The organism is Streptomyces sp. NPDC048514 (assembly GCF_043199955.1).
In the GTDB taxonomy this organism is placed as follows: domain Bacteria; phylum Actinomycetota; class Actinomycetes; order Streptomycetales; family Streptomycetaceae; genus Streptomyces.
On sequence record NZ_JBICWT010000005.1, the window covers coordinates 509,372 to 536,342 of the forward strand.

Genomic DNA, 26,971 nt, shown 5'->3' on the forward strand with positions numbered 1-26,971 from the left:
CGGGCCTGGGGGTGTCGTCGTGCTCAGCGCGGTTGCCACGGTTCCACATGACGGCATCTTGCCCGCTGGGTGTAGCCGCCGGGCACGTCGAGGCTGACGGAATCCCAGAACGGCTCGGCCTCGCGGAAGTGACCGCCGCCCGTATGCCACTGGACTCCTGGGTAGGCGTGGCGCAGGGACCGAAGAGCGGCTGAGGCGAGGCCGCAGCGCTTATAGCCCTCATAGGAGTGAGGCGCTTCGACCCAGGCGATCTTGCACAGGTTGCAGACCACGTACTCGACCTCGAAGGCCAGGTCGGACCGGACGTAGGCCGCACGGATGCGCCAGCCTGTTCGCTCGTAGTGGCCGGCGGGCCGGTCGACCCAGGGTTCCGGTGGGGTGGCGGTCCCGTCGAAGTGGTACGACGCGGGGTTCAGCCACTGGCGAAGCCGGTCCCGTCAGGTCGGTTTGTCGGGCCACTTCCGTACCCAGTACACGTGGTCAGCACGGCGCGCCACAGTACGGATTGCCGCCTCGTCCGCCATGCGCTCTCCTCCCCGGGCCTGGAGTCGCCCTCAGCCATGGTCCGGTGCGCGGGAGGCTGCTGTACAGGACAACATATGGATCTCACTGGTCGTGACTGCTTCGCACGGTCGTCGTGGGGAATACAGGGTTCCTGTCCCTGTGCGACGAGGCGGCAGCAACACTGGTCCAGTGAAGTGGCTTACACCCTTCATCGGACTTGTCGGCGTAGTCGTTGGTGCCGCCACCTCCTACGCCTCGACCCAACAGGCGCAGAAGCGACAACTCGCTGACGCTCGCCTCGCGCGTGAGGAGGCAGAGCGGGCGGCCGTGGTTACCGCCAATGCCCAGGCGTTTGCCGCGTTGCTGGGGTACAAGGGAGATGCCGCCCGACTCCACATTGGCAGATGTTCCTTCGGATACGTACGAGCAGCTTGCCAAGCGTGAGCAGGCCTGGGGAAAAGAGCTGCATGAATATCTAGAACCGGCGCGCCTAGCAGCACTAGAAGTGCGCGATGAGGAACTTCGGACGCTCCTTGTCGATGGCCTGACACGGATCCATGATTGGGATTGGATCGATCTCGGTCTCTACAGGAGAAGTCGAGAGTGGCTCATAACGGGAACGATCCATCACCTGATTTCCTGTTTGTTTGCATGGAAGCGCGGCGATGCACAAATGCCAGAGCCCAATGGTCACTGTAGTCGCTACAAGGAGGCATGGGAATACGAGGAGGAAAGGCGACGCATCGAGGCCGAGGAGGTCGAGGCAGAGCGTCGCGGCCAACGCCATTGACGTAGGTCGCGATCTAAGCAGGGTTAGGGCGTTGCTTGCCGAGCTGCTTGCGCTCGGTTCAGTAGGTATTCGCTGAACCGTTGAGCCTTGGTTGCCCTTTCCAGGATTACGCCTTCTTGCTCAAGATAGGTAGCAGACCATTCCTTGAGATTTTCGAAGAGAGTTTTGATCTCCGTTTCCTCGACTCCAGCGTTCCTGGAGGCTAAGGAGCGAAGTTGCTGCGGCCTTCGAATGGGACCGCCGTTCAATTTTTCCACGATGAGCATGGATAGATGGAACTTAAGGTTGCTCTTTTGAGACACGTTGGCTTCGGCGGCATCAGACAAGATGAAGTTATCCACTTGGCGCTGTAGTCTTGCGCACCATAGGTAGGTATGCAGATCAATCGAAGAGTTGAAAACAAGACGGTAGTCTTCATCGTTCTTAAGTAGCGAAGAAGGCTTACCGCGAGATTTGTCCGGGCGCGCCAGCCCCATCGCTGTGACGGACGCTCCAACGAATTGAATGCTCACAATTTTGGCAGGATCCTTGCCGTCGTTCTTGTAGTATCCTTTCCTCCTGTCGTAGTACCAGCCTTGGGTCAAAAAATAGTCCTCGATATTGCGTTGTACCTCATCCGTTGCACGCAGAGAGGCGTCAGTAATTGCTGTTTGGCGGTTGGTGGCCCTGATGACCATATCTCTGGTTGCGGCGTCATCAGTGACGATAATCCGCACGAGAAGCATGCGCTCTGCAGCTTCTTCCGTGGGGTTTCCTCTGAGCGCTTCACAAATTTCGTGACTGGTCTGCAAGCCATTCACGATCTGAATATTTGACAGGGAGTAGGTCTTCGCTGTACTCGTAGCTTCGCTGCAAATCAGGGTGACGCCATTGTTTAGCCACCAAAACTCAGGGCTTTCAGTAGCCGTCAAGGACTGGCGAATCTCCTGATTCACCGACACGTTACCTTGATAGTCTCTAACGTTCCATTCGAAGAGGTGCCGACGGAGTCGACCGTTCTCATCAACGATCAAGTTGTAGTAGTCCCTCAACTTAACGAGGGCTACGTGGGACTGTCCGCTTGTGGCGCTTTCTTGATAGTTCATGGCCAAGGTGTAAGGCGGACGTTCGTTGTACCTAGCCAGTAGCTCCTTATCGCCAAGAAGCTCTACAGAGATTGTCCGTGCGTCCGGCACTGAAGAGAGAATCACTTGCTTCAGGGCGTGTAGTTTTGCCTCGAACTGCGGTGTGATGTTGCTGGAGTCTCCTGGAGTGGCATAAATAATATTGACACTGATTCGGGGGCGGCGTGTGAGGAGCTTCTCCCAAGCGGCGCGGAAGATTCCGAAACGTGCCAGCAGCGTGGGATTGTATAGAACGGATAGATCGTCAAGGGGTTGCGATAGGTCAAGCAATCGGCGCATCGTATTCTCTAGCTTTTCTGCTACCTCCTCGGCGAAGCTAGGTGTCCGCTTAGCTTGCACCACCCAGAGTTCAAGGTTTCTATCTTGTCCGAAATCGGTGGGGCGGCTTGTTTCTGACACTACATCTGAGTCTTCATCTAGCAGCGTGTCATCGAAGAAGACGTGCACTGAGTCAATGGCGCCATCCTGCCCACCGCCTACAATCCCCGCTTCAATATCCTCAAGCCCCAGACCGAATGGCCGCAATGCAAGCTCGGATGCGAAGACTTCAAAGGCCGTGCCCACGTCAACCGTAGGTAGGTTTTCTTCTTTCCATGCATCGAAGATTCGCATGATCAGCATCTGTGCGTTGCTGGGCATTTTCGGCATATGAGAACTCCCGCCCGTCAAAGCGATGTTGCGTGCTGAACGTACCATTGAGGTGGGTGGCCGTGCAGTGCTTTCACGGTTTAAGGGTTCTAGAGGGCAGCGCTCTCATCTGGCTGGTCGTCCGTGTGCATCCGGGTTAAACGTAGGCCGCAGCAGCATGGCAGTCAGGTCGGTGGAGCGGCTTTTGGGTGGCGCTGCTTTGGCGCGAGTGATCATGGCCCCGTAAGCTTCCGGCGCGTCGGGCAGTCTGTGGACCTGCCCGGTAAAGCACGACGTTGGGGCCATGATCTTCGAGGCTCGCGCCAAAGTGGCTGCCTAAAGCCGTGTAGCCGACCGCCCCAGCCACGACGTGCCCCTTCTCTGACATCAGGCGGCTGATTGCTTTAATGCGCGGCACGGGCGCCGGTCGGGCTGGAGCGGGGCGGAGACAGGAGCGCAGGCCCGGCCGGGGGCCGGGCCTGCGCGCGGTGAGCGGAGCGAGCCGCCTTGAACCAGTAGAGAAAGTTGTGACTCAGTCGGTCGCGTGGGCCTTGTCTTGTCTCGGTTGATGCTTGAGAGGAGGCCGGGCCTCGTGGCGGATCACCAGTGCGTGCCGACGGGGCTTCGCAGAATGGACCGTTGTGAGAGGGCATACGAGGTCCTGAGCTGGCTCTCCTGCCTCTGGGGGCCGAGGATGCTCGTATGAAGGTGCCGATCGGTCGCCCGAGTCTGCGGCCCTACCTGGCTTACCAACAGCGCGCTGCAACGCACCGTGAGGGGCTGATCGCTCACTTCTTGGGCACCAGTTCAGTGCTGCTGTCGGACGGACAGACCTCGGTGCTCAGTGACGGGTTCATCACCCGCCCGGGGATGCTGCGTGTGGGAATGGGCAAGATCGCCCCGGACCGCTCGCTGGTGCGTGCCGCCATCGAGCGGCTGCGGGCCGACACCCTCGCCGCCGTGGTGTGCGCGCATTCCCACTACGACCACGCCCTCGACGCGCCAGTGTGGGCGTTGGAGACCGGCGCCGAACTGGTCGGGTCGGAGTCCACCGCCAACATCGGGCGCGGCCTGGGGGTCCCCGAGTCGTCCTTGCGGTTGGTCGGCGACGGCGACACCGCCACCTATGGCAGCTTCACACTGACCTTCCTGGACTCCGTGCACAGCCCGGGCGACCACTACCCAGGGACCGTTGACCGGCCCTTGGTGCCGCCGGCCCGCGCCGGTGCCTGGAAGACCGGCACCGCCTACTCCGTGCTCGTCACCCACCCCCACGGCCGTGTGCTACTGCAAGCCAGTGCCAACTACCGGCCCGGCGCGCTTCGTGGTCACCATGTCGACGTCATCTACCTGGGCGTCGGCATGCTGGGCAAACAGCCCGCCGAGTTCCTCCACACCTACTGGGACGAGGTCGTGGTCGCGACCGGGGCCAAGCGGGTCATCTTGGTGCACTGGGACGACTTTTTCTTCGGCCTGGACCGGCCACTGCGTCCCATGTCCTACCTGTTCGACGACCTTGGCACCACCATGCGCAGGCTGCTGCCCCTGGCCCGCCGTGACGGCGTCGACGTCGTCCTGCCCGTCTCCTGGCAACCGAGCGCGCCCTTCACCGGTCTCGCGTGAACTCGGCTCAGAGCTGGAATCGGCGCTGTGCGTCGATTATCCGGCAAACGATGCGATACGAGGCACTGTGAACCGAGAAGGATCAACCGACACGAATCCGTCAAGATTCAACTGGACCTGGGCACTTCCGTGATGCGCCATAGGGGCGCGTCGTACTGCTCCGGGCGGTTGTCGATGAGCAGCTGGCGCAAGGCATGGCGCTGAGAGCCGTTGAGGTTCAGGGCCTCGGTGATGTGGCGGAACGTCGTGTGGGTGACTTCGCGGCTGCGGGCCTCCGCCTCGAACTGGTCGAGTTGCGGCAACACGGCTGCGCTGTCGAGCTTGACCGGCGGCTGGTCCTTTAGCCACGCGGCCTTGTTGCGCTCGTAGTCGATCTCGGAGAAGCCGCAGATTTCACGGCTGTATGCCTCGACCTCGTCTAGGAGGGCGGTTGTCATGATGGCTCGGGCCAAGCTGTTGCGGTTCACCGCTTCGTCCAGGTCGACCTCGTGGACCCTGGGGCCTTCGTCGGTGAGTGCCACGGGGAGGCCGGCATCGCGGACCTCGCAGGTGCCCCGCACTCCGCTGGCCGTCGCGGCGAGCATCGCGGTTGCCTCGGACGGGTGCCACTGAAGGACCGTGCTGATCCGCTCCACGTCGTCCGCGGTGAGGGTGCGGACGAGGGAACCGAGCAACGGGCGTAGGTCGTCCGGGGAGAGTTCTCCGTCCAGGCCGGGGCCGGCTACCAGGAGTCGAATCGATGCGTTCACCTGGCAGGCCGCGGCCAAGGTGACGGCGTCGGCGAGGGGGCTCTTCAGTGTGGGCTCGTCGCCTCGCGCAAGGATGTCCCCGCCGACGTCCAAGAGATCAATCGACTCCGGCTCGAAGTGACTGATCAGCTCTTCCAGTTGGCGCGTGACGCCTTCGACGCCTTGGTGCGGGTCAAGCAAAGCAAAGGTGTGCGGGAGTTCCGCTGCGAGTCGCGGGAGGGTGGATCCTGCGGGCGCGATCGCGTGGGCATCGGCCGGCACTGCCGAGACTGCTGGGGTGATCCGCTCGAGGCCCGTGAAGTCGCGGGCTCCTCGTGGCCCCGGTACCGGATCGATGAGGAGGCGATCCCATGCGTAGGTCAGGATCACCGCCTGGTCCTCGTCGCCGTACAGGGCGGCGCTGAGCATTGCGGAGGCGACTGCGTCGCCACCTCCTCCTGCTGCGACGATCAACCGCGTCATGTCATCAGCGTACGGGTTTCGATGTTGGCCACTCACCCTATAGTGGCTAGAGGCCATAGCCAGTTGAATAGGGAGGGAGCATGCCTCAGATCGAGGAGGCTCAGCCGAAGTATCTCCAGATCGCACACTTCATCCGTGATCAGATCCTTCGAGGGGACCTGCGACCGGGGGACGAGGTCCCCTCGGAACGGCAACTCGCGGCGGACTGGAAGGTGTCCAGGCCGACCGCTGCCCGCTCGTTGGAGGCGCTGAGTCATCAGGGCCTGGTCGAGAAGAGGCAGGGATCGGGTACGTACGTCCGGAGCCTGGAAGTCAACCGGAGGGCACGGGAGCTGTACGGGCGCGCTCGTCAGACCGGGAAGATCTACACCTCTGGTGAGTACGCGGTCATCACGTCAGCCGGCTGGCTTGAGGCGCCGGACCACGTCGCTGAGGCGCTGGGGCTGGCCAAGGACCGGCGGGCCGTTCATCGGCGGCGCGTCACGAACAACCAGGACGGCGCCATCACGCTGTCCACCTCGTGGTTCGCCCCCGACGTCGGCCAGAAGGCGCCCAAGCTCATGGATCCTGAGCGGATCCAGGAGGGCACCCTCATGTACGTCGAGAACATGACGGGACGTCAGGGCAGCTATGCCGAAGACCGCATGTGCGCTCGCACCGCGACGGAAGAGGAGGCGGCCGATCTCCAGCTGGAGCATGGCTCCGCCGTCCTGATCGTCCATCACGTCGTCTTCGACCTGCAGGACCGTCCCCTGGAGTTCGCCGAAGCGACCTACCCGCCTCACCGCTGGGCGTTCGAGCAGGGCTACCCGCTCACCTGAGGCTTGGTCTGATTGCGTCGAACCGCTTGCACGGCGTGAGTGGCTAATGCCACTATCCAGTAAGTGGCTAAGGCCACTTACCAAGGGGGCACGGCGTGACGAGTCGGCGGCCTGAACAGGACGCGCACTTAGCTTGCCTGAGTTGCCGGGGGCGCGGTTGGAAGCGCGTGAGCTCGCGTACGACGCTGGCGCTCTCCACCGTCAACGACCGTGCTCGTGCCACATCGAAGCGACGGTGCCTCGACTGCGACGGCACCGGCAAGGAGTGAGCACGGATGGCCTACACGCTGGACCGTGACCCATGCCCGGAGTCGCCCCGTCTCGGAGCGATGACCTTGCACCCGACCCCCGAGTCGGTGCCCCGGGCGCGACGCTGGTTCAAGAAATTCATCGCCTCGTACGACCCGGCCTGCTCGGTTGACGACTGCCTACTGATGATCTCGGAGTTGGTGACCAACGCCATCTCCTACGGCCGGTCGGATGAGCCCTGGCTCGTCCGGGTGGAGTGGTTCCGTGACGGGACCTCGCTTCGGGTCGAGGTCCACAATCCGGGCTTCCCGGCGCACGTTCGGCTGCGCCGGCCGGACGCCACCGAAGCCCATGGACGTGGTCTGCTTCTGGTCGACTCCATCGCCGACTCGTGGCGGTCCGGTCCGAGTGGCTTCGGCGGGACGGTCGTGTCGTTCACGATGGCCGATGCCTGGCCGTCGTGAGAGATGCCCGACCCTGTCTGTCCTGACACGGGGAGTGTCGCTGGTCTGGCTGACCAGTTGACTTGGCCACTCTCGATGGGCGGCGTTCATGGCGTATGAGGTGGAGGCACCCAAGTACGTACGCCTCGCGCGGACCATCCAGCGTCGCATCGAGGACGGTACGTATCCGCCCGGCACCCGGGTCCCCAGTGAGAACCAGCTGATGCAGGCCTTCGGGATGTCCCGCCCGACCGTCGTTCGGGCGCTGGAGCTGCTGAAGCGGGACGGCTGGCCGGAGTCTCGCCGGGGTTACGGCACGATCGTGCGCGGCCGCCCGGCCGCCGTGGACCGGAAGGACCGCAGAGGGCGGGACGTGCTGGAGCGCGACGAGTCGCGCGCTCCGGGTCGCCTCGTAGAGGTCGGCGAAGTCTCTGTTCCTGCCCGCGTCGCTTCCGTGCTTCGGCCTGCCGAAGCGCGCCAAGGTGGTCATGCGTCGCTTCCTCGTCGAAGGGGACCGCGAAGCTGTCGAGTTGGTCTCGTCCTACTTCCCCGCAGACCTGGTCGAGGGCACCGAGCTGGCGAGCAGTGACGTCCTGGGCGGCAGTCCGCGTGTGACAGCAGGCTCGGGCGCTCGGGCTCCAGCCGGCTGCCCTCGCCTCGCCGCTGGCTGCGCGGCCGTACGATCTCCGACACTCGGCGCTGTCTACGTGGCCCAACTCCGGGGTGGGCCCGACCGAGGTGGCCGAACGCGCGGGTATCAGTGTTGAGGTACTGCTGAGCCGCTACGCCAAGTGCATTGATGGGCGGCAGAAAATCGCCAACCGCAAGATCGAAGAGCTGCTGCGCGAATACGAGTGACGAGGCACATAGCCATGAGCCCCTGGTCCGCGAGTGGGCCGGGGGCTTCGTCGTGTGTCCCGGTCGCAGGGCGTCGGTCACAGGCAGACTTCCGAAGCCCACCAAATTCCTGGTCAGGTGACCACCGGAAAACTTTCTGCGGTTTCCTGTGTGAGTTCACTCGGTGGGGAAGGTGAGCCGCAGAACGATCTCGCCGTCGTCGATCTCCCCAGTGGGCTCGAATCCGAACTTCTGGTAGAAGGGCCACGGTTCGCCCTCGCCGGGATCGTAGCTGGTCAGCAACTCGGTGGCGCCGTCCTCACGAACCAGGGCGGCGATCTGCGTGAGAGTTTCCCGGCCGATCCCTCGCCGCTGATGGTGCTTGTCAATGAGCAGGCGCCAGACGAAGTGCCGCCCTGTGTAAGGACCAGCCGGCGGCTTCCACGACAGCATCACGAAGCCGACTGGCTCGTCGCCGATGTACACCGCGCGATACCAGGGATTGGTCTCCGGGTGCTGTGCCGCCTGCTTGAGAGACCTGGACACGGAGGCGACGAACTGCTTCTGGTCACGGCGGACGCGGAGGGCACGAACGGCATCCCGGTTGTCGTCAGTGATCTCGCGTAGGTGTACGTCTGGAGACCTCATGCCACACCCTTTCCTGCATGCGGCGGCTGTGCCGTCCCGAGCGACGTGAAGAGCCGTTCTCGTGTGGCATTCAGGCGCAGCGTATTCGGCGCCGTGGATCTGGTGGGGGACCGGCACGCCGGGCCGCGTCCGCTCCGAGATAGCCGCTGTGACCTGGGCAGACGCGCTCAGTTCCTGTCCACGAATAGTCCACAGACCCCGGCATACGGCCGCTCCGGGCGGCACACGCCTGCACAAACGCGAAGACCCCGGCCTCAGCGTTTCCGCTGGTGACGGGGTCTTTGGGCACCTAATCCAAGGTGCCCCCGGCAGGATTCGAACCTGCGCACACGGCTCCGGAGGCCGTTGCTCTATCCCCTGAGCTACGGGGGCGTGTCGGCTGCTGAGCTGCTCGCTCGCGGCGACGGGTAGAACACTAGCAGGTCCGGCGGGGTGATCAGGAACCCGTTTCCGTGGGGCGGGGGAGGGCGGCTGCCTGCAGGGGGTGGGGGTGGGGGAACGTAGGTCGCCTGTGCCGGATGGAAGAGGGGGAGAGCGGGTCCCCTGTACGGGGTGGAAGTGGGGAAAACCCGGACGCGGTGGCCGGGCCGGACCTACTCTCGACGTGTGTCAGGCGCCTCGGGCCGGGTGCTTGTTGTGGACGACAACAAGGTCATCCGGCAGCTGATCAGGGTCAACCTCGAGCTTGAAGGGCTCGAGGTCGTGACCGCGGCCGATGGTGCCGAGTGTCTGGATGTGGTGCACCAGGTACGGCCCGATGTCGTGACTCTCGATGTCGTCATGCCCCGGCTGGACGGGCTGCGCACCGCCGCTCGGCTCCGCGCGGACCCCCGTACGCGTCACCTGCCCCTCGCCATCATCAGCGCGTGTACGCCTTACGAGGTCGAGACCGGCCTCGACGTCGGTGTCGACGCCTTCCTCGCCAAACCCTTCGAGCCTGCCGAACTCGTCCGGCTCGTCAAGGACTTGATCGGCAAGCGGACCGAGCGCGGGGGAGACGGGCATCGTCGAGTGGGGCATCCCGGAGACGCGGGCGGCGGCGACGGACGTGCGGGTGAAGAACACGGCGGCCCTGCGCTTGGCGACGGGCATGTTCGTGACGGACACGGAGGCGCTGCACGTGGGAGGGAAGCGCGTGGGCGACGGGGGAGCGAGCCGGACCCTGGTGGGGGCGGTGATGGGGAAGGGGACGATGACGGCGTCCCCGACGAGGTACCGGGCGGCATCTCCTTCGGATTCGGCGGCGGATAGTTCGGCGGCGGATAGCCGTTGAGTCCTCGGCCAGGTACCCGGTGGGATGGTCGCAGGTCGCAGGTCGCAGGTCGCAGGTCGCAGGTCGCAGGTCGAGGGTCGCGGCGGCGGCTCAGCCTGTCGTCGACACTGTGGGTGCGAGTGCGAGTGCGAGTGCGAGTGCGAGTGCGAGTGCGGGATCGGATGCGGGTGCGGGTCGGATGCGGCGGTGGCACCAAGCTCGCGGGCGTCGCTACGGCACTCTCCTCCGCCTGCCTGGGAGTGTCGCGTCTGCCGTAATCCGGCCGGGGTGTGTCGTAGCCCCGTAGCCCCGTAGCCCCGTAGCCCCGTAGCCCCGTAGCCCCGTAGCCCCGTAGCCCCGTAGCCCCGTGGCCGTCGGTCTGTTGCGGTCGGTCTGACCGGTGGGGCCGGTCCCTGACGCGGGGATCTTCGTGCCGTCCGGCATCCGGTCGTTCCACAGGCTGAACCGGTTCGCCTACCCTGCCCCCTCCTCCCCTACGCTTGTCCCGTGACCCCCGTCGAGCTCTCCCGTACCGTGCTGCGCGCGGTGCGTCGTGCTGTCGACGACGGGGAGCTGAGCGTGGTCGTTCCCGAGCGGGTGATGGTGACCGAGCCGGGGCCCGGCGGATGCGGGGACTACGCCACCAACATCGCCCTCCAGCTCGCTCGGCCGGCCGGGACGCCGCCGCGGCGGGTCGCCGAGATTTTGCGGTCCCGTCTCGTCGGCGCCGACGGCATCCGGGACGTCGTCGTCACCGGGCCCGGGTTCCTCAACATCACCCTCGACGCGCAGGTCGACCTCGTCACCGGCCTGGTCCGGGAGATCCGGGATCGCGGTGCCGCGTACGGACACGGTGCCGCCCTTGCCGGGGAGGTTCTCGCGCTGCGCGTGCCGTACGAGGTCCGGGCGGAGATCGTCGCCGACGCGGTGGTGCGGATCGCGGCCACTCAGGGCGGGCGGGCGGTCGTCGAGCACGGCGAGCCGGTCAATCTGCGGCCCGTACCCGCCCCGGAGGACCCCGCCCCGCTCGGCCCCGACGCCGCCCGGTGGGCCCTCCTCCACCCCGCCCCGCACGACCGGCCCCGGATCACCGCCGACCACCTGGTCCAGCGGGAGAGCAATCCCCTCTTCCGCGTCCGGTACGCCCATGCCCGCATCCGCTCCCTCAGCCGCAACGCCGCCCGCCTGGGCTTCACCGCCGAGCCCGGTCCCGTCGCCCTCGACAAGACGGCCCCGGCGCACCTGCCTGCCGGCACGGAAGCTCGTACACCTCGTACACCTCGTACGCCCGACAGGGCCCAGGCCCACCTGCCCCAGCCGCACGGGGACGCGCCCGTCTCCGGCACGCCGACGCACGGCGACGCGCCCATGGTCTCCGGTACGCCGGCGAACGGGGACGCGCCCACCGTCCACGGCCCGCCGACCACCTTCAGCGCACCCCCACCCCCCGGCGCCCCACCCACCCGCAGCGCACCCCCGGCCCCCGGTGCCGACCCCGGCGTTCGTGCTCTGCTCACGCCCCTCGCCGATCACCCCCGCATCCTCGCCGGGGCCGCCACCCACCGTGCCCCGGACCGGGTTGCGCGGCATCTGGTCGGTCTTGCCGATGCCGTGCTGCCCTTTCTGGCCTCGGTGCTGCCCTGCGGTGAGGAGAAACCCTCGGCCGCCCACCGTGCCCGGCTGGCGCTCGCCGAAGCCGCCGGGACGGTGCTGGCCGGCGGCCTGTCCCTGCTCGGCATCGACGCACCCGAACACCTCTGAGGGCCGCGGAAGACATGGGCCCCGGAGAGACACAGAGAGTCTGAGAGTCACGTCATGAGCCGTTCCGCGCACCCCGCCGGGCCCCGCCACGCCGACGTCCTGCCCGAGGGGCACTACTCGGCGCCGCCCACGGACCTCAACGCCCTCGACCGCAAGGTGTGGGCCCAGACCGTCACCCGCGACGCCGACGGTGTCGTGACCGTGGGCGGGATCGACGTCAACCGGCTCGCCGAGGAGTTCGGCACCCCCGCCTACATCCTCGACGAGGCCGACTTCCGGGCCCGGGCACGCGCGTGGCGTGCCGCCTTCGGGACCGACGCCGACGTGTTCTACGCCGGCAAGGCCTTCCTCTCGCGCGCCGTCGTGCGGTGGCTGGACGAGGAGGGGCTGAACCTGGACGTGTGCTCCGGCGGCGAGCTGGCCACCGCGCTGTCCGCCGGGATGCCCGCCGAGCGCATCGCCTTCCACGGCAACAACAAGTCCGCCGAGGAGATCGAGCGGGCCGTCGGCGCCGGCGTCGGGCGTATCGTCCTCGACTCCTTCCAGGAGATCGTGCGCGTCGCACACATCGCGCAGTCCCTCGGGAAGCGGCAGCGGGTGCAGATCCGGATCACCGTGGGGGTGGAGGCGCACACGCACGAGTTCATCGCCACCGCCCACGAAGACCAGAAGTTCGGGATCCCGCTCGCCGGCGGGCAGGCCGCCGAGGCGGTACGGCGGGCCCTGACGCTCGACGGACTCGAGCTGATCGGCATCCACAGCCACATCGGCTCGCAGATCTTCGACATGTCCGGCTTCGAGGTCGCCGCCCACCGCGTGGTCGGGCTGCTGAAGGACATCCGGGACGAGCACGGGGTCGAGCTGCCCGAGATCGACCTCGGGGGCGGCCTCGGCATCGCCTACACCAGCGACGACGACCCGCGCGAGCCGCACGAGATCGCCAAGGCGCTCACCGAGATCGTCGGCCGGGAGTGCGAGGCGGCCCGGCTGCGGACGCCCCGCATCTCCGTCGAGCCGGGGCGCGCGGTCGTCGGCCCGACCGCCTTCACCCTGTACGAGGTCGGCACCGTCAAGCCGCTCGACGGGCTGCGTACGTACGTCTCCGTCGACGGCGGCATGTCGGACAACATCCGGACCGCGTTGTACGACGCCGAGTACAGCGTCGCGCTCGTCTCCCGGACCTCCGCCGCCGAGCCCATGCTCGCCCGTGTGGTCGGCAAGCACTGCGAGAGCGGGGACATCGTGGTCAAGGACGCGTTCCTGCCCGCGGACCTGGCGCCCGGCGACCTGATCGCCGTGCCGGCCACGGGTGCGTACTGCCGGTCCATGGCCAGCAACTACAACCACGTGCTCCGGCCGCCGGTCGTCGCCGTGCGCGACGGCGAGGCCCGGGTCATCGTCCGGCGGGAGACGGAGGAGGACCTCCTGCGGCTCGACGTCGGCTGACCGCACCCGCCGGAGACCCGGCGAGCAGGTCGGCCCGGGGGACCCCGGGACGGCCCCGGGGACACCCCGGCACCCCGGGAACGACGGGGGTGGAAGATCTACGGTCTTCCGCCCCCGTACAAATGAAATAGATGTCTCACGATCCGGACGAAGGGTAGAAACTCCCGTCCGGTGAGTGAGACTGGTCCAACCGTAGACGGTATGAGGAAACGAGGTCGGATGATGCGTACGCGTCCGCTGAAGGTGGCGCTGCTGGGCTGTGGAGTGGTCGGCTCAGAGGTGGCGCGCATCATGACGACGCACGCCGACGACCTCGCCGCCAGGATCGGCGCCCCGGTGGAGCTGGCGGGCGTGGCCGTACGGCGCCCGGGCAAGGTGCGCGAGGGCATCGACCCGGCCCTCGTCACCACCGACGCCACCGCCCTCGTCAAACGTGGCGACCTCGACGTGGTCGTCGAGGTCATCGGCGGGATCGAGCCCGCGAAGTCGCTGATCACCACCGCCTTCGCGCACGGCGCCTCCGTCGTCTCCGCCAACAAGGCCCTGCTCGCCCAGGACGGGGCCGCCCTGCACGCCGCAGCCGGGGAGCACGGCCGGGACCTGTACTACGAGGCCGCCGTCGCCGGCGCCATCCCGCTGATCCGGCCGCTGCGCGAGTCCCTCGCCGGGGACAAGGTCAACCGGGTGCTCGGCATCGTCAACGGCACCACCAACTTCATCCTCGACAAGATGGACTCCACGGGGGCGGGCTACCAGGAGGCCCTCGACGAGGCCACCGCCCTGGGGTACGCCGAGGCCGACCCGACCGCCGACGTCGAGGGTTTCGACGCCGCCGCCAAGGCCGCCATCCTCGCCGGGATCGCCTTCCACACGCGCGTGCGTCTCGACGACGTCTACCGCGAGGGCATGACCGAGGTCACCGCCGCCGACTTCCAGTCGGCCAAGGAGATGGGCTGCACCATCAAGCTGCTCGCCATCTGCGAGCGCGCCAAGGACGGGGCGTCCGTCACCGCGCGCGTGCACCCGGCGATGATTCCGCTCAGCCATCCGCTCGCCTCCGTGCGCGGCGCGTACAACGCCGTCTTCGTGGAGTCCGACGCGGCCGGGCAGCTGATGTTCTACGGCCCGGGCGCCGGCGGTGCGCCGACCGCCTCCGCGGTCCTCGGCGACCTCGTCGCCGTCTGCCGCAACCGGCTGAACGGCACCACCGGACCCGGCGAGTCGGCGTACGCGGACCTGACCGTCTCCTCGATGGGCGAGGTCGTCACGCGCTACCACATCAGCCTCGACGTCGCCGACAAGCCGGGTGTGCTCGCCCAGGTCGCCACCGTCTTCGCCGAGCACGGGGTGTCGATCGACACCGTTCGGCAATCGGGCAAGGACGGCGAGGCCTCCCTCGTCGTCGTCACCCACCGGGCCTTCGACGCCTCCCTCACCGGGACCGTCGAGGCACTGCGCAAGCTCGACACCGTGCGGGGTGTCGCCAGCATCATGCGGGTTGAAGGAGAGTAACCAGCAATGACCCACCAATGGCGCGGAATCATCGAGGAGTACCGGGACAGGCTGCCGGTCTCCGACACCACGCCGGTCGTGACGCTCCGCGAGGGCGGCACGCCCCTCGTGCCCGCGCAGGTGCTCTCCGAGCGCACGGGCTGCGAGGTCCACCTGAAGGTGGAGGGCGCGAACCCCACCGGGTCCTTCAAGGACCGGGGCATGACCATGGCCATCTCCAGGGCCAAGGAGGAGGGGGCGAAGGCCGTCATCTGCGCCTCCACCGGCAACACCTCCGCCAGCGCGGCCGCGTACGCCGTACGGGCCGGCATGGTCTCCGCCGTGCTCGTGCCGCAGGGCAAGATCGCCCTCGGCAAGATGGGCCAGGCCCTCGTGCACGGCGCGAAGATCCTCCAGGTCGACGGCAACTTCGACGACTGCCTCACCCTCGCTCGAGAACTGAGCGAGAACTACCCGGTGGCGCTGGTGAACTCCGTCAACCCGGTGCGGATCGAGGGCCAGAAGACGGCCGCCTTCGAGATCGTGGACATGCTCGGCGACGCGCCCGACATCCACGTCCTCCCGGTCGGCAACGCGGGCAACATCACCGCCTACTGGAAGGGCTACCGGGAGTACGCCGCCGACGGCATCGCCACCGGGACCCCCCGCATGTGGGGCTTCCAGGCGTCCGGCAGTGCTCCGATCGTGCGCGGTGAGGTGGTCAAGGACCCGTCGACCATCGCCACCGCCATCCGCATCGGCAACCCGGCCTCCTGGCACTACGCCCTCGCCGCGCGCGACGAGTCCGGCGGTGCCATCGACGAGGTGACGGACCGTGAAATCCTGCGGGCCTACCGGCTGTTGGCCGCGCAGGAGGGCGTCTTCGTGGAGCCCGCCTCCGCCGCCTCGGTGGCCGGTCTGCTCAAGGCGGCCGAGCAGGGCAAGGTCGACCCGGGCCAGCGCATCGTGTGCACCGTCACCGGGAACGGCCTGAAGGACCCCGACTGGGCCGTCGCCGGCGCCCCGCAGCCGGTCACCGTTCCGGTCGACGCGGCCACCGCCGCCGAGCGCCTCGGGCTCACCTGATCACCCGGCGGACCGGGGCTTCCACCAGGGAGCCCCGGCCCGTCCCGGCAAGGAGCACAACGGGCTGACGACACGCATCGTGCGCCTCCTGTGCGCCCTGTGTCGCCACAGAACCTTCCTTCGATAGGCTGTACCGAACCCGCCTACCGCATATGCCCCCGCGTATGGCACGGCGCCGCGCCGTCTCCGCGGCCCGACGGGTCTTTCGTACGTCATCGGATGTCCACCGAACATCGGCCGGATGCCATCGAGTCCATCGACCGTCGTCCGACCGCACGCAGCTCAAGGAGAGTCAACGAGCGATGGCCGGTCCAGCGTTCCGCGCCGCCGCCGTCCGGGTGCGCACTCCCGCCACCAGCGCCAATCTCGGCCCGGGCTTCGACGCCCTGGGTCTCGCGCTGGGGCTCTACGACGACGTGGTCGTCCGGGTGGCCGACTCCGGGCTGCACATCGACATCGCGGGTGAGGGCGGCGAGACCCTGCCCCGGGACGAACGCCACCTGCTCGTCCGCGCCCTGCGCACTGCCTTCGACCTGCTCGGCGGACAGCCGCGCGGCCTCGAGATCGTGTGCGCCAACCGCATCCCGCACGGCCGCGGCCTGGGCTCCTCCTCCGCCGCCATCTGCGCCGGGATCGTGGCCGCCCGCGCGGTGACCATAGGCGGCGAGGCCCGCCTGGACGACGCCGCGCTGCTGGAGCTGGCCACCGAGATCGAGGGCCACCCGGACAACGTGGCGGCCTGTCTGCTGGGCGGCTTCACCCTGTCGTGGATGGAGTCCGGCGCCGCCCGGGCCATCAGGATGGAGCCGAGCAATTCCATCGTTCCGGTGGTTTTCGTGCCCGGGAAGCCGGTCCTGACCGAGACCGCGCGCGGCCTGCTCCCGCGCACCGTGCCGCACGTCGACGCCGCCGCCAACGCGGGCCGCGCAGGCCTGCTCGTCGAGGCCCTCACCCGGCGCCCCGAGCTGCTGCTGCCGGCCACCGAGGACCGTCTCCACCAGGAGTACCGCGCCCCGGCCATGCCGGAGAGCGCGGCACTGGTGGAGCGGCTGCGGGCCGACGGCATCCCGGCCGTGATCTCGGGTGCCGGGCCCACCGTCATGGCCCTCACCGACGTCGGCACCGCCGACAAGGTGGAGGCCCTGGCCGGCGCCGACTGGGCCGCCAACCGGCTGAGCCTGGACATGCAGGGAGCGAGCGTGCTGCCGCTTGCGACCTGAGACACGGTTGCCGGATTTCGAGAGGGGGAATGTTTGTTGGATCCGGTAGTGTTAACCTCAAGTCTGCACCCGACCCCACCATGGCGAGGTGCCTCGTGTCCCCGTCCGGGACAGACATTCTTCCGGGAGCCTCCCAAGCCACTCCGTGTCCCTCGTGTCGTACCTGGGCAGTACGTCGTCGGCGGGCACTGAGCGGGCCGCCGGGCACGCTCCGGAATCGGTGCGACCACGCCACGTGACACCAGGTGCCACGGCTCGCGGAAGCGCCATCACCAGCAAATCTCTTTCCGCCGCTTTGGCGGACCACCGCCCCGGCACGGTTCGCAGAAGACAGGACCGTAGCCGGACAGCACAACCGGTCGCCGAGCCAGACAGGCCGACGTCCGCTCCAGGGAAGGACCCTTCGTGAGCGACACCACCGATCTGATGGGCGCACGTGTCGAGGAGACCGCTGCCGCGCCCGCCACGGACGCCTCCGCGCCTGCCACCGGTGCCGGCTCCCGGCGGCGCCGCGGTACCGGCCTCGAGGGCATGGTGCTGGCCGAGCTGCAGCAGGTCGCCTCGGGCCTCGGCATCAGGGGCACCGCGCGGATGCGCAAGAGCCAGCTGATCGAGGTCATCAAGGAGGCGCAGGCCGGCGGCGGCGCCAAGGCGGCGTCGGCCCCCGCCGGGGACGCCGCCGAGACCAAGCCCAAGCGCCGGACCACCTCCAAGGCCCGCACGGGCGAGGCCGTCGACGGCGACAAGAAGGCCGGGGCCAAGAGCGAGGCGCCCGCCGAGAAGGCCGTGGCCCAGCAGCAGATCGAGATTCCCGGCCAGCCGGCCAGCGACGACGCCCCGAGCGAGCGCCGTCGCCGGCGTGCCACCGCGGAGGCCGGCAGCCCGGCCGCGGGCAGCGCCGAGACCGTCGCCGCCGAGGCGAAGAGCGAGCCCAAGGGCGAGGCCGCGGCGAACGCGGCCCAGCAGTCGGGTGACGCCAAGGGCGACGCGGGTGACGGCGATGGCCGTGGCCGGCGCGACCGCCGCGAGCGCGGCCGCGACCGCGACCGCCGCAACAAGGGTGACGACCAGCAGGGTGGTCAGGGCGGCGGCCGGCAGGACCGTCAGCAGCAGGACCGCCAGCAGGACCGCCAGCAGGACCGCCAGCAGCAGGGTGGCGGCCGGCAGGACCGGGACCGCGACCGCCAGCAGCAGGACGACGACGACTTCGAGGGTGGCCGCCGGGGCCGTCGCGGCCGCTACCGCGACCGCCGGGGCCGCCGTGGCCGCGACGAGATCGCCGAGCCGCAGGTGGCCGAGGACGACGTCCTGATCCCCGTCGCGGGCATCCTGGACATCCTCGACAACTACGCCTTCATCCGGACCTCCGGCTACCTCCCGGGTCCGAACGACGTGTACGTCTCCCTCGCCCAGGTCCGCAAGAACGGCCTGCGCAAGGGTGACCACATCACCGGTGCGGTCCGGCAGCCGAAGGACGGCGAGCGCCGCGAGAAGTTCAACGCGCTGGTCCGCCTCGACTCCGTCAACGGCATGGCGCCCGAACACGGCCGCGGCCGCCCGGAGTTCAACAAGCTGACCCCGCTCTACCCGCAGGACCGGCTCCGCCTGGAGACCGACCCGGGTGTGCTCACCACCCGCATCATCGACCTCGTGTCGCCGATCGGTAAGGGCCAGCGCGGTCTGATCGTGGCCCCGCCGAAGACCGGTAAGACCATGATCATGCAGGCGGTCGCCAACGCGATCACCCACAACAACCCCGAGTGCCACCTGATGGTCGTCCTCGTCGACGAGCGTCCGGAAGAAGTCACCGACATGCAGCGGTCGGTCAAGGGCGAGGTCATCTCCTCGACCTTCGACCGCCCGGCCGAGGACCACACCACGGTCGCCGAGCTGGCCATCGAGCGCGCCAAGCGGCTGGTGGAGCTGGGCCACGACGTCGTCGTGCTGCTCGACTCCATCACGCGTCTGGGCCGTGCCTACAACCTGGCGGCGCCGGCCTCCGGCCGCATCCTGTCCGGTGGTGTCGACTCCACCGCCCTGTACCCGCCGAAGCGCTTCTTCGGTGCGGCGCGGAACATCGAGGACGGCGGCTCGCTGACCATCCTCGCCACCGCCCTGGTGGACACCGGGTCCCGCATGGACGAGGTGATCTTCGAGGAGTTCAAGGGCACCGGCAACATGGAGCTCAAGCTCGACCGGAAGCTCGCCGACAAGCGCATCTTCCCGGCGGTGGACGTCGACGCGTCCGGCACCCGCAAGGAAGAGATCCTGCTCGGCAGCGACGAGCTGGCCATCACCTGGAAGCTGCGCCGGGTGCTGCACGCGCTCGACTCGCAGCAGGCGATCGAGCTGCTTCTCGACAAGATGAAGCAGACCAAGTCGAACGCCGAGTTCCTGATGCAGATCCAGAAGTCGACGCCGGCTCCGGGCAACGGCGACTGAGCGCCGTAGCACCGACCGCCGTTCGGGCCGCCCCCTGTCATCCGATGACAGGGGGCGGCCCCTTTGTGTGCCCGGTGTGCCCGGTGTGCCCGGTGTGCCCGGTGTGCCCGGTGTGCCCGGTGTGCCCGGTGCGGGCGCGAAGGGCGGGCCGGTGCGGGCGCCTGGTGCGGCCCGGTGCGAGGACGGGGGGTGGGCCGGCGCGGGCGTGCGGGGCGCCGAGACCTTTGCCACACGCGACGCGGCCTGCGGCGGGGGGACGCAGTGCCGCCCTCTGACCGGAAATCCCAGGTGGGCGGTGTTCCGTCCGGTCGGGGCGGCTACGGTCCGTGCCGGTCGCCGTACGTACTGGAAACAGGGCGTTGTGCAACCCTTTGCCGAGTTTCTCCGTCTGACCGGGCGGAGCGACGATGGAGCGGTGACGACCGCGCCTGACCCTGAAAGCAGGGGATAACCGACACCGACGAGACCTAGGAGAGATGTGTCCGCCGAGAGCACGCCGGAGCCCGGCATACCGGAGCCGGCCCAGACCGGCCCCCACCGCCGTGGCAAGGGCCGCCGCCGCAAGCCCCGCAGCGGGAGCCGCAAGGCCCTGCTCATCACGGCCTGGACGGCCGCGGGTGTGGTCGTGCTGGGCGGCATGGGCGCCGGATACGTCTACTTCAAGCTCAACGGCAACCTCAAGAGCGTCGACATCGACCAGGCCCTCGGCGGCGACCGGCCCTCGAAGATCGACAACGGTTCCGAGAACATCCTGGTCCTGGGCTCGGACACGCGCACGGGCAAGAACAAGAAGCTCGGCGGCGGCACCGACGACGGCAGTGCCCGCTCGGACACGGCGATGATCGTCCACGTCTACGAGGGCCACAAGAGGGCCAGCGTGGTCTCGGTCCCGCGGGACACCCTCGTCGACCGCCCGCAGTGCACCGACACCAAGGGGACCGCACATCCCGCCGCGTCCGGCGTGATGTTCAACGAGGCGTATTCCACCGGCGGCGCGGCCTGCGCGGTGAAGACCGTCGAGTCGATCACCGGCATCCGCATGGACCACTACCTCGAGGTCGACTTCCAGGGCTTCCAGAAGCTCATCGACGACCTCGGCGGCGTCCGGGTGACGACGGCCAAGGACATCGCCGACCCGCAGAGCCACCTGAACCTGAAGGCGGGCCCCCACACCCTCGACGGGCAGCAGGCCCTCGGCCTGGTCCGCACCCGGCACGGCGTGGGCGACGGCTCGGACCTGGGCCGCATCCAGCTCCAGCAGGCGTTCATCAAGGCCCTGATGGACCAGGTGAAGCACGTCGGCGTGTTCTCCAGCCCCAAGAAGCTGTACGACCTCGCCGACACCGCCACCAAGGCCGTCACCACCGACTCCGGCATCGGCTCGGTCAACTCGCTGATCGACTTCGCGGACGGTCTCAAGGGCATCGGCTCGTCCCACATGAAGATGGTCACGATGCCGGTCCGGTACGACCCGGCCGACCCCAACCGGGTGCTGCTGGAGAAGACCAAGGCGCAGCTGATGTGGGACGCCCTGAAGAAGGACAAGCCGATCCCCGGGGCGGCCACCGCGGGCACGGCCACCGGCACGGCCAAGGGCGTGGTGAGCGCCGGCTAGGGCAGTGCTGAGCGCTCACCACGGGGTGGTGAGCGCCGGCTAGGCCATTGGCGAGCGGGGACCACGGGATGGTGAGCGCCGGCCAGGGCAGTGGCGAGCGGGGACCACGGGGTGGGTGAGCGCCGGCCAGGGGCGCCCGGCAGCGGCGCGGACGCCCTCCGGCCGTCCCCCCGCCGCCCGGCAGCGGCGCGGACGCCCTCCGGCCGTCCCCCGACCACGCCGGGCCGTCCCCCGACCACGCCCCGCGGGCCCGCGGCCCCGACCGGCCCGCAGGCCGTCCCCCGACCACGCCCCGCGGGCCCGGGGCCCCGACCGGCCCGCAGCTCCCTGGGCGCGCATCCGCCCATCCCAGGAATAGAACAACCGCACCCCCGGTTTGGGTGGATGGCCCCAGTCCTGGCAGACTGGTACGTCGGCTCCGGTTCACGCACCCGCATCCCGCGGCGGCGACCCGGCGCCCTCCCGAAACCTAGGAGACACCTTGAAGCGCGACATCCACCCCGAGTACGTCGAGACGCAGGTCAGCTGCACCTGCGGTGCGTCGTTCACCACCCGTAGCACCATCGACTCGGGCACCATCCGGGCCGAGGTCTGCTCCGAGTGCCACCCGTTCTACACGGGTAAGCAGAAGATCCTCGACACCGGTGGCCGTGTGGCCCGCTTCGAGGCCCGCTTCGGCAAGGCCGCCGGCTCCAAGAAGTAGCGAGCCCCATTTCGCCGGTCCACGGTCACGTCCTTTTTCCCGGGGCGTGCCCGGGACCGGCGTTTTTGGTCGCCCGCCCTTCCCTTCACCGCAGTACAGGAGCCGAAAGATGTTCGAGGCAGTCGAGGAACTCGTCGCCGAGCACGCCGACCTGGAGAAGAAGCTCGCCGACCCGTCGGTGCACGCCGACCAGGCGAACGCGCGCCGGCTGAACAAGCGCTACGCCGAGCTGACCCCGATCGTCGCCACGTACCGCTCCTGGAAGCAGACCGGCGACGACATCGAGACCGCGCGGGAGTTCGCCGCCGCCGATCCCGACTTCGCCGCCGAGGTGAAGGACCTGGAGAAGCAGCGCGAGGAACTCACCGAGAAGCTGCGCCTGCTGCTCGTGCCGCGTGACCCGAGTGACGACAAGGACGTCATTCTGGAGATCAAGGCGGGCGCCGGCGGCGACGAGTCCGCGCTGTTCGCCGGTGACCTGCTGCGCATGTACCTGCGCTACGCCGAGCGCGTCGGCTGGAAGACCGAGGTCATCGACGCCACCGAGTCCGAGCTGGGCGGCTACAAGGACGTCCAGGTCGCGGTGAAGACCAAGGGCGGCCAGGGCGCCACCGAGCCCGGCCAGGGCGTCTGGGCCCGGCTGAAGTACGAGGGCGGCGTGCACCGCGTGCAGCGGGTGCCGGCCACCGAGTCCCAGGGCCGTATCCACACCTCCGCCGCCGGTGTCCTCGTCACGCCGGAGGCCGAGGAGGTGGACGTCGAGATCAACCCGAACGACCTGCGCATCGACGTCTACCGGTCCTCCGGGCCCGGCGGCCAGTCCGTCAACACCACCGACTCCGCCGTGCGCATCACGCACCTGCCCACCGGGGTCGTGGCCTCCTGCCAGAACGAGAAGAGCCAGCTGCAGAACAAGGAGCAGGCGATGCGTATCCTGCGCTCCAGGCTGCTCGCCGCGGCGCAGGAGGAGGCCGAGCGGGAGGCCGCCGACGCCCGCCGCAGCCAGGTCCGCACCGTCGACCGCTCCGAGAAGATCCGCACCTACAACTTCCCGGAGAACCGCCTCTCCGACCACCGCGTCGGCTTCAAGGCCTACAACCTGGACCAGGTCCTGGACGGCGACCTCGACGCGGTGATCCAGGCCTGCGTCGACGCCGACTCGGCAGCGAAGCTGGCGGCCGCGTAAGAGGCGTACGCACGCACGAGTACGACACGGAGGACTTGCGTGAACCTGCTGCTCGCAGAGGTGGCCCAGGCCACCCAGCGGCTGGCCGACGCCGGCGTGCCCTCGCCGCGCAACGACGCGGAGGAGCTGGCCGCGTTCGTGCACGGGGTGAAGCGCGGCGAACTGCACTCCGTGAAGGATTCGGACTTCGACGCCCGGTACTGGGAGGTCATCGCCCGGCGTGAGCAGCGCGAGCCGCTGCAGCACATCACCGGCCGGGCGTACTTCCGGTACCTGGAGCTCCAGGTCGGGCCGGGTGTCTTCGTGCCCCGGCCGGAGACCGAGTCCGTGGTCGGCTGGGCCATAGACGCCGTACGCGCCATGGACGTCGTCGAGCCGTGCATCGTCGACCTGTGCACCGGCTCCGGCGCCATCGCGCTCGCCCTCGCCCAGGAGGTCCCGCGCTCGCGCGTGCACGCCGTGGAGCTGTCCGAGGACGCGCTGGTGTGGACCCGCAAGAACGTGGCCGGATCGAGGGTGGACCTGCGGCAGGGCGACGCGCTGACCGCCTTCCCCGACCTCGACGGCCAGGTGGACCTGGTCATCTCCAATCCGCCGTACATCCCGCTCACCGAGTGGGAGTACGTGGCGCCCGAGGCCCGCGACTACGACCCGGAGCTGGCGCTCTTCTCCGGCGAGGACGGCCTGGAGCTGATCCGCGGCATCGAGCGCACCGCGCACCGGCTGCTGCGCCCGGGCGGCGTCGTCGTCATCGAGCACGCCGACACCCAGGGCGGCCAGGTGCCGTGGATCTTCACCGAGGAACGGGGCTGGGCCGACGCCGCCGACCACCCCGACCTGAACAACCGGCCCCGGTTCGCCACCGCCCGCAAGGCGCTGCCGTGAGCACCCGCCAGACTTCCATCCCGCAGTACGTGTACGAGGAGGCCCGCTAGCTATGGCACGGCGATACGACACCAACGACGCGACCGACCGTGTGACGGGTCTGCGCGAGGCCGCGTCCGCCGTCCGCCGGGGCGAACTGGTGGTGCTGCCCACCGACACCGTGTACGGCATCGGTGCCGACGCGTTCTCCTCGGAGGCCGTCACCGACCTGCTCGCCGCCAAGGGCCGGGGCCGCAACATGCCCACCCCTGTCCTCATCGGCTCCCCGAACACGCTGCACGGCCTCGTCACGGACTTCTCCGAGCTGGCGTGGGAGCTGGTGGACGCGTTCTGGCCGGGCGCCCTGACGCTCGTCGCCAAGCACCAGCCGTCGCTGCAGTGGGACCTCGGCGACACCCGGGGCACGGTGGCCGTCCGCATGCCGCTGCACCCGGTCGCCATCGAGCTGCTCACCGAGGTCGGCCCGATGGCCGTCTCCTCGGCGAATCTGACCGGGCACCCGGCGCCGGAGGACTGCGACGCCGCCCAGCAGATGCTCGGCGACTCCGTCTCCGTCTACCTCGACGGCGGGCCCACCCCCGGCAACGTGCCGTCGTCCATCGTGGACGTCTCCCGCGAGGTGCCGCTGCTGCTGCGCGAGGGGGCCATCTCCCCGGACGAGCTGCGCAAGGTCGTACCCGACCTCGAGGTGGCGAATTGACGGCCCCTGAAGCGGGGCGTGGCATAGGCATCGGGGCGCGTGCCGCGGAGGAGACGACCACCTTCGGCTTTCCGCGCGACACCTTCCGCATCCTTCATGTCAGCACCGGCAACGTGTGCCGCTCGCCCATCACCGAGCGGCTGACGCGGCATTTCGTCGCGGAGCGTCTCGGCGTGCTCGGAGGCGGGCTGATCGTGGAGAGCGCGGGCACCTGGGGTCACGAGGGAGCGCCCATGGAGGCCAACGCGGAGGCCGTGCTGGCCGAGTTCGGCGCGGACACCTCCGGGTTCACCGGCCGGGAGCTGCTGGACGAGCACGTCATCAGGGCCGACCTGGTGCTGACCGCCACCCGCGACCACCGCGCCCAGGTGATCTCCATGGGGCACTCGGCGGGCCTGCGCACCTTCACCCTCAAGGAGTTCACCCGCCTGGTCCGGGCCATAGACCCCACCACCCTGCCCCCGCTGGAGGACGGTGTGGTCATGCGGGCCCGTGCGCTGGTGCGCGCCGCCGCCGCGCTGCGCGGCTGGCTGCTGGCCCCGACCGCCGAGGCGGACGAGGTGTACGACCCCTACGGAGCGCCGCTGCCGTTCTTCCGGTCGATCGGTGACGAGATACACCAGGCGCTGGATCCGGTCGTGACGGCGCTGACCGGGGTAGCGGCACGGGCCTAGGGCGCGCGCCCGTCAGGGCGACGGCACCCCGCGTGAAGCATCGCGCGAGCGCCCGCGGCGAACCCTCGTCCTCGGCCCCGCAGGCCCGCGTGAAGCATCGCGCGACCGGCCGCGGCGAACCCTCGTCCTCGGCCCCGCAGACCCGCGTGAAGCATCGCGCGACCGGCCGCGGCGAACCCTCGTCCTCGGCCCCGCAGACCCGCGCGTCCACGAGCGGCTCCATCACCGGGCGTCCGCGCTGTACCGGGCCTACATTGGACCTACGTCACCGTCGACCGCCCGGAGCCCGCCATGTCGGTTCCCACTCTCCACGAGACCGACGTCCTGCGGGAACAGGACCCGGAACTCGCCGACATCCTGCTCGGTGAGCTCACCCGGCAGTCGACGACGCTCCAGCTGATCGCCGCCGAGAACTTCACCTCCCGCGCCGTCCTCGAGGCCCTCGGCTCGCCGCTCGCCAACAAGTACGCCGAGGGCTACCCGGGCGCCCGGCACCACGGCGGCTGCGAACTCGTGGACGCCGCCGAGCGCCTCGCCGTCGAGCGAGCCAAGGCGCTGTTCGGCGCCGAGCACGCCAACGTGCAGTCCCACTCCGGCTCTTCGGCCGTGCTGGCCGCCTACGCGGCTCTGCTGCGTCCCGGCGACACCGTCCTCGCCCTCGGCCTGCCGTACGGCGGGCACCTCACCCACGGTTCGCCGGCGAACTTCTCCGGCCGCTGGTTCGACTTCGTCGGCTACGGCGTCGACGCCGAGACCGGGCTCGTCGACCACGACCAGGTGCGCCACCTGGCCCGCAACCGCCGGCCCAAGGCCATCGTCTGCGGCTCCATCGCCTACCCCCGCCACTTCGACCACGCCTTCTTCCGCGAGGTCGCCGACGAGGTCGGTGCCTATCTGATCGTGGACGCGGCGCACCCGATCGGCCTGGTCGCCGGCGGTGCCGCACCGAGCCCGGTGCCGTACGCCGACATCGTGTGCGCCACCACCCACAAGGTGCTGCGCGGACCCCGCGGCGGGATGATCCTGTGCGGGGCCGACCTGGCCGAGCGCGTCGACCGGGCCGTCTTCCCGTTCACGCAGAGCGGTGCGCAGATGCACACCATCGCCGCCAAGGCCGTCGCGTTCGGTGAGGCGGCCACGCCGGCGTTCGCCGTGTACGCCCGTCAGGTGGTCGCCAACGCACGCGTGCTCGCCGGTCATCTCGCCGCCGAGGGGCTCGCGGTGACCACGGGCGGCACCGACACCCATCTGATCACCGCCGACCCCGCCCCGCTCGGCGTGGACGGCCGCACCGCGCGCGGCCGGCTGCTCGCCGCCGGCCTGGTGCTGGACTGCTGCGCGCTCCCGCACGGTGACGGCCGCGGGCTGCGCCTGGGCACGGCCGCCGTCACCACGCAGGGCATGGGGGAGCCGGAGATGGTGCGCATCGCCGCTCTGCTCGGCTCGGTCCTGCGCGGTGAGGCGGACACCGTCCGGGTGCGGGACGAGGTGCGCGGGCTGACCGGCGGATTCCCGCCTTATCCCGGCTGAGCGGGGGTGGGCACGGTCCGTGGAGCCGGGGGCGCCCGGTCACGGAGCGTGGTGCACAGCCGGTCGTGCAACCATCGTCGCTACCCGGAAGTCCTCATCCATA

Annotated in this window: 21 protein-coding genes, 1 tRNA gene and 2 pseudogenes; 20 read left to right on the forward strand and 4 right to left on the reverse strand. The window is 69.0% G+C overall.

Annotation, left to right across the window (positions count from 1 at the left end):
• Positions 1-883 precede the first annotated feature (883 nt).
• A complete protein-coding gene (locus ACGFT2_RS13980) occupies positions 884-1,294 on the forward strand; it encodes a hypothetical protein (RefSeq protein ID WP_393277476.1) in 411 nt (136 codons plus the stop codon).
• Between the two features lie 23 nt (positions 1,295-1,317).
• Here the strand turns inward: ACGFT2_RS13980 and ACGFT2_RS13985 are convergent, their stop codons facing one another.
• The gene (locus ACGFT2_RS13985; RefSeq protein ID WP_393277478.1) at positions 1,318-3,057 is read right to left on the reverse strand and encodes an AIPR family protein; all 1,740 of its coding nucleotides are present in this window, start codon (positions 3,055-3,057) and stop codon (positions 1,318-1,320) included.
• 783 nt (positions 3,058-3,840) lie between these two features.
• Here ACGFT2_RS13985 and ACGFT2_RS13990 point away from each other — a divergent pair.
• The gene (locus ACGFT2_RS13990) at positions 3,841-4,668 is read left to right on the forward strand and encodes an MBL fold metallo-hydrolase (protein WP_393277480.1); all 828 of its coding nucleotides are present in this window, start codon (positions 3,841-3,843) and stop codon (positions 4,666-4,668) included.
• A gap of 107 nt (positions 4,669-4,775) precedes the next feature.
• On the opposite strand, the gene ACGFT2_RS13995 is transcribed toward ACGFT2_RS13990, so the two are convergent.
• Positions 4,776-5,879, reverse strand: coding sequence for a DUF1152 domain-containing protein (locus tag ACGFT2_RS13995; protein ID WP_393277482.1), 1,104 nt, complete (start codon positions 5,877-5,879; stop codon positions 4,776-4,778).
• Between the two features lie 80 nt (positions 5,880-5,959).
• On the opposite strand from ACGFT2_RS13995, the gene ACGFT2_RS14000 reads away from it, so the two are divergent.
• The 4 genes and pseudogenes from ACGFT2_RS14000 to ACGFT2_RS14015 all read left to right on the forward strand — a co-directional run.
• Positions 5,960-6,700: a GntR family transcriptional regulator gene (locus ACGFT2_RS14000; RefSeq protein WP_393277484.1), complete on the forward strand. Its 741-nt coding sequence runs from the start codon at positions 5,960-5,962 to the stop codon at positions 6,698-6,700.
• A gap of 275 nt (positions 6,701-6,975) precedes the next feature.
• Positions 6,976-7,413, forward strand: coding sequence for an ATP-binding protein (locus ACGFT2_RS14005; protein ID WP_393277486.1), 438 nt, complete (start codon positions 6,976-6,978; stop codon positions 7,411-7,413).
• 88 nt (positions 7,414-7,501) lie between these two features.
• Positions 7,502-7,981: a GntR family transcriptional regulator gene (locus ACGFT2_RS14010; protein ID WP_393277488.1), complete on the forward strand. Its 480-nt coding sequence runs from the start codon at positions 7,502-7,504 to the stop codon at positions 7,979-7,981.
• Between the two features lie 26 nt (positions 7,982-8,007).
• Positions 8,008-8,250, forward strand: a pseudogene (locus tag ACGFT2_RS14015) (site-specific integrase); the annotation flags it as partial.
• Between the two features lie 156 nt (positions 8,251-8,406).
• Here the strand turns inward: ACGFT2_RS14015 and ACGFT2_RS14020 are convergent.
• Both ACGFT2_RS14020 and ACGFT2_RS14025 read right to left on the reverse strand, forming a co-directional pair.
• Positions 8,407-8,877, reverse strand: a complete 471-nt coding sequence (locus tag ACGFT2_RS14020; protein ID WP_393277490.1) for a GNAT family N-acetyltransferase — start codon at positions 8,875-8,877, stop codon at positions 8,407-8,409.
• A 300-nt stretch (positions 8,878-9,177) separates the two neighbouring features.
• Positions 9,178-9,249: transfer RNA gene (locus tag ACGFT2_RS14025), tRNA-Arg, on the reverse strand.
• Between the two features lie 186 nt (positions 9,250-9,435).
• On the opposite strand from ACGFT2_RS14025, the pseudogene ACGFT2_RS14030 reads away from it, so the two are divergent.
• The 14 genes and pseudogenes from ACGFT2_RS14030 to glyA form a co-directional block, all read left to right on the forward strand.
• A pseudogene (locus ACGFT2_RS14030) lies at positions 9,436-9,933 on the forward strand (PleD family two-component system response regulator); the annotation flags it as partial.
• A gap of 703 nt (positions 9,934-10,636) precedes the next feature.
• Entirely contained in the window at positions 10,637-11,890 is a 1,254-nt protein-coding gene (nrtL, locus tag ACGFT2_RS14035; protein ID WP_393277492.1) for an ArgS-related anticodon-binding protein NrtL, read from the forward strand.
• Positions 11,891-11,944: 54 nt separating this feature from the next.
• Positions 11,945-13,336, forward strand: a complete 1,392-nt coding sequence (gene lysA / locus ACGFT2_RS14040; protein ID WP_393277494.1) for a diaminopimelate decarboxylase — start codon at positions 11,945-11,947, stop codon at positions 13,334-13,336.
• Between the two features lie 219 nt (positions 13,337-13,555).
• Entirely contained in the window at positions 13,556-14,848 is a 1,293-nt protein-coding gene (locus ACGFT2_RS14045) for a homoserine dehydrogenase (RefSeq protein ID WP_393277496.1), read from the forward strand.
• Positions 14,849-14,854: 6 nt separating this feature from the next.
• Positions 14,855-15,913 (forward strand): threonine synthase, encoded by a 1,059-nt coding sequence (thrC, locus tag ACGFT2_RS14050; protein ID WP_393277498.1) that lies wholly within the window; start codon positions 14,855-14,857, stop codon positions 15,911-15,913.
• A gap of 302 nt (positions 15,914-16,215) precedes the next feature.
• Positions 16,216-17,133 (forward strand): homoserine kinase, encoded by a 918-nt coding sequence (gene thrB / locus ACGFT2_RS14055; protein ID WP_393277500.1) that lies wholly within the window; start codon positions 16,216-16,218, stop codon positions 17,131-17,133.
• Between the two features lie 405 nt (positions 17,134-17,538).
• On the forward strand, positions 17,539-19,575 hold the full coding sequence (rho, locus tag ACGFT2_RS14060) for a transcription termination factor Rho (protein ID WP_393277501.1): 2,037 nt from the start codon (positions 17,539-17,541) through the stop codon (positions 19,573-19,575).
• A 478-nt stretch (positions 19,576-20,053) separates the two neighbouring features.
• Positions 20,054-21,190, forward strand: a complete 1,137-nt coding sequence (locus ACGFT2_RS14065) for an LCP family protein (RefSeq protein WP_393277503.1) — start codon at positions 20,054-20,056, stop codon at positions 21,188-21,190.
• Between the two features lie 481 nt (positions 21,191-21,671).
• The gene (rpmE, locus tag ACGFT2_RS14070) at positions 21,672-21,893 is read left to right on the forward strand and encodes a 50S ribosomal protein L31 (protein WP_030042685.1); all 222 of its coding nucleotides are present in this window, start codon (positions 21,672-21,674) and stop codon (positions 21,891-21,893) included.
• Positions 21,894-22,002: 109 nt separating this feature from the next.
• A complete protein-coding gene (gene prfA, locus ACGFT2_RS14075) occupies positions 22,003-23,079 on the forward strand; it encodes a peptide chain release factor 1 (protein WP_393277505.1) in 1,077 nt (358 codons plus the stop codon).
• 39 nt (positions 23,080-23,118) lie between these two features.
• Positions 23,119-23,964 (forward strand): peptide chain release factor N(5)-glutamine methyltransferase, encoded by an 846-nt coding sequence (gene prmC, locus ACGFT2_RS14080; RefSeq protein ID WP_393277507.1) that lies wholly within the window; start codon positions 23,119-23,121, stop codon positions 23,962-23,964.
• Positions 23,965-24,016: 52 nt separating this feature from the next.
• Complete coding sequence (locus ACGFT2_RS14085; RefSeq protein WP_393277509.1) at positions 24,017-24,664, forward strand: L-threonylcarbamoyladenylate synthase; 648 nt, start codon at positions 24,017-24,019, stop codon at positions 24,662-24,664.
• On the forward strand, positions 24,661-25,338 hold the full coding sequence (locus tag ACGFT2_RS14090; protein WP_393277511.1) for a protein-tyrosine-phosphatase: 678 nt from the start codon (positions 24,661-24,663) through the stop codon (positions 25,336-25,338). The genes ACGFT2_RS14085 and ACGFT2_RS14090 overlap by 4 nt, the downstream gene beginning before the upstream one ends.
• A gap of 291 nt (positions 25,339-25,629) precedes the next feature.
• Positions 25,630-26,868: a serine hydroxymethyltransferase gene (glyA, locus tag ACGFT2_RS14095; RefSeq protein WP_393277513.1), complete on the forward strand. Its 1,239-nt coding sequence runs from the start codon at positions 25,630-25,632 to the stop codon at positions 26,866-26,868.
• The last annotated feature ends 103 nt before the right edge of the window (positions 26,869-26,971 follow it).